General features: G+C 67.9%; 6 protein-coding genes. 4 read left to right on the forward strand and 2 right to left on the reverse strand.

All coding sequences use genetic code 11. From position 1 onward, the window contains the following. Positions 1 to 248 precede the first annotated feature (248 nt). Together I0C86_RS25010 and I0C86_RS25015 are read right to left on the reverse strand one after the other, a co-directional pair. Positions 249 to 599, reverse strand: coding sequence for a histone-like nucleoid-structuring protein Lsr2 (locus I0C86_RS25010; RefSeq protein ID WP_196203721.1), 351 nt, complete (start codon positions 597 to 599; stop codon positions 249 to 251). A 344-nt stretch (positions 600 to 943) separates the two neighbouring features. Next, complete coding sequence (locus I0C86_RS25015; protein ID WP_196203724.1) at positions 944 to 1,927, reverse strand: LacI family DNA-binding transcriptional regulator; 984 nt, start codon at positions 1,925 to 1,927, stop codon at positions 944 to 946. 409 nt (positions 1,928 to 2,336) lie between these two features. Here I0C86_RS25015 and I0C86_RS25020 point away from each other — a divergent pair, with 409 nt between their 5' ends. From I0C86_RS25020 to yjfF, 4 genes are all read left to right on the forward strand, one after another. Continuing rightward, on the forward strand, positions 2,337 to 3,278 hold the full coding sequence (locus I0C86_RS25020; protein WP_196203725.1) for an ABC transporter substrate-binding protein: 942 nt from the start codon (positions 2,337 to 2,339) through the stop codon (positions 3,276 to 3,278). Positions 3,279 to 3,330: 52 nt separating this feature from the next. Next, a complete protein-coding gene (locus I0C86_RS25025; RefSeq protein ID WP_230394742.1) occupies positions 3,331 to 4,929 on the forward strand; it encodes a sugar ABC transporter ATP-binding protein in 1,599 nt (532 codons plus the stop codon). Continuing rightward, positions 4,929 to 5,981: an ABC transporter permease gene (locus I0C86_RS25030; RefSeq protein WP_196203722.1), complete on the forward strand. Its 1,053-nt coding sequence runs from the start codon at positions 4,929 to 4,931 to the stop codon at positions 5,979 to 5,981. The genes I0C86_RS25025 and I0C86_RS25030 overlap by 1 nt, the downstream gene beginning before the upstream one ends. 76 nt (positions 5,982 to 6,057) lie before the next feature. Next, on the forward strand, positions 6,058 to 7,027 hold a 970-nt coding region (gene yjfF, locus I0C86_RS25035; protein ID WP_196203723.1), incomplete at its 3' end, for a galactofuranose ABC transporter, permease protein YjfF.

The following is a 7,027-nucleotide window of genomic DNA, read 5'->3' on the forward strand; positions in this document are numbered from 1 at the left end:
GTCCGCGGCGGCCCGCGCGTCGCGGACAAGCCGGCGGGACCGGCGCCGGCACCGACGTCGAGTACCGGCGGCCGGTAGCCGTCCGGGAGGCAACGGCGGAACCTGCCTTCCTCGACATCCTGGTGCCACCGGCGACACCTGTCACCGGTGGCACCAACGCGTTCCGGAGGTGTGCGTCCGGGGGGCGGTCCGACCGGGGGAAAGCCGGGGAACATCAGGCAACCGGGCACTGCCGGCTTTCCGAACCGTCAGCGCTGGCTGTTGTACGCCTGCACCACCGACGACGGAATGCGTCCGCGCTCGGAAACCTCGTAGCCGTTCTGCACGGCCCATTCCCGGATGGCGCGGTTCAGGTCGCGGTCACTTCGAGTCGGGCTCGTGGCGGGACCGCGCCGAGTGGATCGACGGCTTTCCACCGAGCCGCGCCCCACCCGGCTACCCGCGTGGATGTAGGCGTCCAACGCCTTGCGGAGCTTGCCGGCGTTCTTATCCGACAGGTCAATGGTGTAGTTGACACCGTCCAGACCGAACTCGACAGTGCGGTCGGCTTCGCCGCCGTCGAGGTCGTCGGTCAGAAGTGTGATTACCTGCTTCGCCATGGTTGATTACTCCTCGTGAACATTTATTGCCAGGGGTTGAGTTTGACTGATCGGAAGCGAATTGTGCAAGACATTGGACATTTCCTGGGCGAAAACCACAGGCTCTGCGGACTTCTGTTCCACGCGTTGACGCCCGGTATCGGCGATCCTCGTATCCACCGGGGCTGTCCGTACGGTCGGCGTGACGGTAGCGGCAAGGGCCGGATTACCGCGCGTCCGGCGCGTCCGGCGTAATCCCGCAGTAGGCATTTCGGGTCGGGGACCCGCTCGCAGGATCCGCTGTCGGCGCCGCGTTCACGGTGCTCCGAACCGGGGCCGCCGCCATCGTCATCCGGAAAGGGTCGTCAGGCCGAGGGCGGTCCGGAACTGGTCCGGGCGACGAACGTGGGCGTCAACGAGATCCGGCGGTTCGTCCGGGAGTCGCCGTTGAGCTGTTCGATCAGCAGGTCCAGGCTGCGTCGGCCGAGTTCGGCGAAATCCTGTCGGACCGTGGTCAGTGGCGGCAGGAAGTAACTGGATTCGGGTACGTCGTCGAAGCCCACCACGCTGACCTCGTCCGGCACCCGCCGGCCAGCCTCGTGCAGGGCGCGTAGCGCGCCGAGAGCAATCTGGTCGTTGGCGCAGAACACCGCCGTGACCGACGGGTCGGTGGCGAGCAGTCGACCCTGCTCGTACCCGGACCGGGCGCTCCAGTCGCCCGGCCGCGGCGCGGGTACCGGAGCGGCGACGGCGTACAGCGCCTCACGCCAGCCGTCGATCCGGTCCTGCGCCTCCGGCCAGTCCGCCGGCCCGGTGATGTGGTGCACGGTGGCGTGACCGAGGGCCAGCAGGTGCCGGGTGGCCATCGCGGCCCCGGCGGCGTTGTCGATGCAGACGGTGGGCACGGACTCGCCGCCACCGCCGACGCCGACCACGGCCAGCCCGGCCGGCGCCTGGGAGAGCGCGGCGACCACCGTGTTCTTCGGTGTGATCGCCACGATGCCCTCTACCGACTGCTCGCAGAGCCGGTCGATCGCCTCCAGCACCGACTCGCGGTCCAGTGACCGGACGCTGGCGACGCTGACGAAGTAGCCGGCGGTGCGGGCCGCCTGCTCGATTCCGTACAGAGTGGAGGCTGGGCCGAACAGCGTCGTCTCGAAGGCGACCAGTCCCAGCGTGCGGGACCTGCGGGTGACCAGGGTACGGGCGGCGGAGTTGCGCCGGTAGTTCAACGCCCGCATCGCGGCCAGCACCCTCTCCCGGGTCTCCGGCCGCACGTTCGGGTGGTCGTTGAGCACCCGGGAGACGGTCTGGTGCGAGACACCGGCCAGCCGTGCGACATCGCGCATCACCGAGCCCCGGGTCCGCTGCGGCGCACCGGTCGGCTGATCATCGGCGTCGATCCGGTCAGCAGTCAACGGCGGCTCCCTCGTTTCGACCAGCCGCCCGGTACGGGCGACGAAGGTGTCGCAAAATCACGGATGCATACCGTCGATGGATGTACCTCTTGACGGGCAGCATGAGAACGTTAACATTCTCGACACAGGAAGCCCCACGCAACGTCCGGCATGCCCTCAGTGCTGGTGTTTCAAGTGGAAAAGTAGGCCGGCGGCAGCGAACCCGGCTGTCGTGGAGGAGGCGGTGCGCCGGCCGTACCCGGCTCCCGGTGTGAACGGTAACCACGACAGCTGACGATGTTCCCAAGGCGAGGAGGAAACGGTGCTGAAAAAGATCTCCGCCGTTGTACTCGGCGGACTGATGGTGACCGCATTGGCCGCCTGCGGGGGCGAGAACGGTGCGGGCGGTAGCCAACCGGACGACGGCAAGATCACCCTGGGCTTCGCCCAGGTGGGAGCCGAGAGCGGCTGGCGTACGGCCAACACCAAGTCCATCCAGGACTCGGCCAAGGCGGCCGGCATCGACCTGCAGTTCTCCGACGCGCAGCAGAAGCAGGAGAACCAGATCAAGGCGATCCGGTCGTACATCACGCAGAAGGTCGACGTCATCGCCTTCTCCCCGGTGGTGGAGTCCGGGTGGGACACGGTGCTCAAGGAGGCCAAGGATGCCAAGATCCCTGTCATCCTGACCGACCGGGCGATCGACTCCCCGGACACCACGCTCTACAAGACCTTCATCGGGTCGGACTTCGTGCTCGAGGGCAAGAAGGCCGGCGAGTGGCTGGTCGGCGAGTACCAGGGCAAGCCGGAGCCGGTGAACATCGTGGAGTTGCAGGGCACCACCGGCTCGGCGCCGGCCAACGACCGCAAGTCCGGCTTCGCCGACGTCATCAAGGCCGACCCCAAGTTCAAGATCGTGGCGTCCCAGACCGGCGAGTTCACCCGGGCCAAGGGCAAGGAGGTCATGGACGCCTTCCTGAAGGCCAACAAGGACATCGACGTGCTGTACGCGCACAACGACGACATGGGTCTCGGCGCTATCGAGGCGATCGAGGGGGCTGGCCTGAAGCCGGGCGTGGACATCAAAATCATCACCGTGGACGCGGTGAAGGACGGGATGCAGGCGCTGGCCGACGGGAAGATCAACTACATCGTCGAGTGCAGCCCGCTGCTCGGGCCACAGCTGATGGAACTGGTGGAGAAGGTCGTCGCCGGCGAGTCGGTGCCGGAGCGCGTGCTGACCGAGGAGACCGCGTTCAACCAGGAGCAGGCGAAGGCGGCACTGCCGAACCGCCAGTACTGAGCGGCGCGGTCAGCGGCGCGGGCAAGCCGGCACGACGGACGGAGGCAGGCCGATGGCCACGGTGGGGGAGCCCGCACCGATCCTGACCATGACGGGGATCAGCAAGCAGTTCCCCGGCGTCAAGGCCCTCGACGGGGTCGACTTCCGGCTCTTCACCGGCGAGGTGCACGCGCTGATGGGGGAGAACGGCGCCGGCAAGTCGACGCTGATCAAGGTGCTGACCGGGGTGTACGACGTCGATGAGGGCGACATCGTCGTCGACGGTACGCCGGTGTGCTTCGCCGGCCCGTTGCAGGCGCAACAGGCCGGCGTGAGCACCGTCTACCAGGAGGTCAACCTCTGCGCCAACCTGTCCGTCGCGGAGAACATCCACATCGGCCGGGAGCCGCGTCGGTTCGGGGCGATCCGGTGGGGCGAGATGCGGCGCCGGTCCCGGCGACTGCTCGACGGGCTGGGGCTGGACATCGACGTCTCAGCCCCGCTCGGCACGCACTCCCTCGCCGTACAGCAGATGGTCGCCATCGCCCGGGCGATCGACATCTCCGCCAAGGTGCTCATCCTCGACGAGCCGACCTCGAGCCTCGACGCCAGCGAGGTCGACCAGCTCTTCCGGGTGATGCGCCAGCTGAAGGAGGAGGGGATGGCGATCCTGTTCGTCACCCACTTCCTCGACCAGGTCTACGAGGTCTCCGACCGGATGACGGTGCTGCGCAACGGCCGGCGGGTCGGCGAGTACGCCACCCGCGACCTGAGCCAACTCGACCTGGTCAGCGCGATGATCGGCAAGGAACTCGCGGTCCTGGAGGAGTTGGAGGAGCAGCCCCGGCGGTCCCTGGCCACCCTGGAACGGGACCGGCCGGTGGTCGAGGCGGCCGATCTCGGGCGCAAGGGCGCGGTGGCCCCGTTCAGTCTGACCATCCACCGGGGCGAGGTGGTCGGGCTGGCCGGGCTGCTCGGCTCCGGTCGTACCGAGGTGGCCCGGCTGCTCTTCGGAGCGGACCGGGCCGACCACGGTCAGCTCCGGGTGGACGGCGAACCGATCTCGCTGCGCGGCCCCCGGGCCGCGATGTCCCACGACATCGCCTTCTGCTCCGAGAACCGGCGTACCGAGGGGCTGGTGGCGGACCTCACCGTCCGGGAGAACATCATCCTGGCCGTGCAGGCCGCCCGGGGCTGGTCCCGCCCGCTGCCACGGCGGCGGCAGGACGAACTCGTCGACCGCTACGTCCAGGCGCTGCGGATCGTGCCGGCCAATCCGGAGGCGTTGGTCGGCCAGCTCAGCGGCGGCAACCAGCAGAAGGTGCTGCTCGCCCGCTGGCTGATCACCGAACCTCGGCTGCTGATCCTGGACGAGCCGACCCGGGGCATCGACGTCGGCGCCAAGGCGGAGATCCAGCGGTTGGTGGTCACGCTGTCCGACGGCGGGATGGCCGTCCTCTTCATCTCCGCCGAGCTGGAGGAGGTGCTCCGGCTGAGTCACAAGATCGCCGTACTACGGGACCGGCGGATGGTCGACGAGCTGGCCAACGACGACGAGGTGACCGCGGAGCGGATCATGTCGATCATCGCGAGCGGCAACGGCGCGGCACCGTCCGAGGACGGTCCTCCGCCGTCAGATCCTGACATGGTCGTGATCCGGAAGGAGGTGTGATGGCCGGCGTGATCCGGCACCGGTTCTTCTGGCCGGTGGCCACCCTGCTGATCCTGTTGGTGAGCAACCTGTTCTTCAGCCCCGACTTCTTCGCCGTCGAGGTACGCCAGGGACACCTGTACGGGAGCCTGATCGACATCGTGCGGTTCGGTGCACCGTTGATCCTGGTCTCGCTCGGCATGACCCTGGTGATCGCGACCGGTGGGATCGACCTCTCGGTGGGCTCCGTGGTCGCCATCTGCGGAGCCCTCGCGTGCCTGCGGATCAGCGGGCTCGGTGACCAGAACAGCGTGCTCGGGGTGCTGCTCGCGGTGGGGCTCGCCCTCGGGCTGGCCCTGCTGCTCGGCGCCTGGAACGGCCTGCTGGTCGCCCAGGCCGGCATCCAGCCGATCATCGCCACGCTCATCCTGATGGTCGCCGGACGGGGTCTGGCCCAGCTCATCACCGATGGGCAGATCATCACGATCAACAGCTCTCCGTACAAGTTGATCGGTGGCGGCTACTGGCTCACCGTGCCGTTCTCGATCCTGGTCGCGCTTGTGGTGTTCGGCTTCGCGCTGCTGCTCACCCGCCGTACCGCGCTCGGACTGCTGATCGAGTCGGTCGGCGGCAACGCCGAGGCGAGCCGGCTGGCCGGGATCCACTCCCGGCGGATCATCTTCACCGGCTACGTCTTCTGCGGCCTCTGCGCCGGCATCGCCGGACTGATGATCAGCTCCAACGTGTCCAGCGCCGACGGCAACAACGCCGGACTCTGGATCGAACTCGACGCCATCCTCGCGGTCGTCATCGGCGGTACGTCGCTGGCCGGCGGACGGTTTTCGCTGGGCGGGACGGTACTGGGTGCGCTGATCATCCAGACCCTGACCACCACCATCTACAGCATCGGCATCCCGCCGGAGACGACGCTGCTCTTCAAGGCCCTGGTGGTGACCCTGGTCTGCCTGTTGCAGTCGCGGGCCTTCCGGGCGAAGGTGTTCCACCGCCGCCCGATGCCGCCACCGGCGCAGCCGGACCGGCAACAGGAGCCGAAGGTGGAGGTGCCGGCATGAGCGAGCGGAGCGAGCGATTCGGTCGGCTCAGCGCGGCGAAAGCTGATGGGTCCGACGAGCGCGTCGAGGAGGGGACATGAGCGCAGTACCGGGGACGGTGGGTGCGGGCCGACCGCGCGTCCTGCGACCGCAGCAGAAGTACCTGCCGCTGTTCGCCACCGGAGCGCTACTGGTCCTGATGTACAGCGCCGGCGTGCTGCGCTACGAGGGCTTCTCCGACACCCAGGTCGTGTTGAACGTATTCGTCGACAACGCGTTCCTGCTGGTCGTCGCGGTCGGCATGACCTTCGTCATCCTGACCGGCGGGATCGACCTCTCGGTCGGCGCCGTGGTGGCCCTGACCACGATGATCTCGGCCTCGTTGCTCCAGGACCAGGGCTGGTCGCCGTACCTGGTCCTGCCGCTGGTGCTGCTGATCGGCGCCCTGCTGGGGCTGGGCATGGGCTGCATCATCCACTACTTCGAGGTCCAGCCGTTCATCGTGACCCTCGCCGGGATGTTCCTGGCCCGCGGCCTCTGTTACACGATCAGCACGTCGTCGATCCCGATCAACGACCCGCTCTGGACCTCGATCGCGCAGCAACGGATCCGGTTCGGCGGATTCTTCATCTCCGTCAGCGTCCTGATCGCCCTGGCGGTGGTCGCGATCGGCATCTACGTGCTCGGCTACACCCGACTCGGCCGCAACACGTACGCCATCGGCGGCAACCCGCAGTCGGCGTTGCTGATGGGGCTGCCGGTGGCGCGTACCCGGATCGCGGTCTACACGATCAGCGGATTCTGCTCGGCACTCGGTGGTGTGCTGCTCAGCTTCTACATGCTCTCCGGAAACAGCGGGCACGCGGTCGGCACGGAACTCGACGCGATCGCGGCCGTGGTCATCGGCGGCACCCTGCTGACCGGTGGCTCCGGCTACCTGGTCGGCACGGTGCTCGGCGTCGTGGTGCTCGGCCTCATCCAGACCATCGTCACCTTCCAGGGTGACCTGAGCTCCTGGTGGACCAAGATCGTCATCGGTGTGCTGCTGTTCGCCTTCATCGTCCTGC

The organism is Plantactinospora alkalitolerans (assembly GCF_015690345.1).
Classification (GTDB): domain Bacteria; phylum Actinomycetota; class Actinomycetes; order Mycobacteriales; family Micromonosporaceae; genus Plantactinospora; species Plantactinospora alkalitolerans.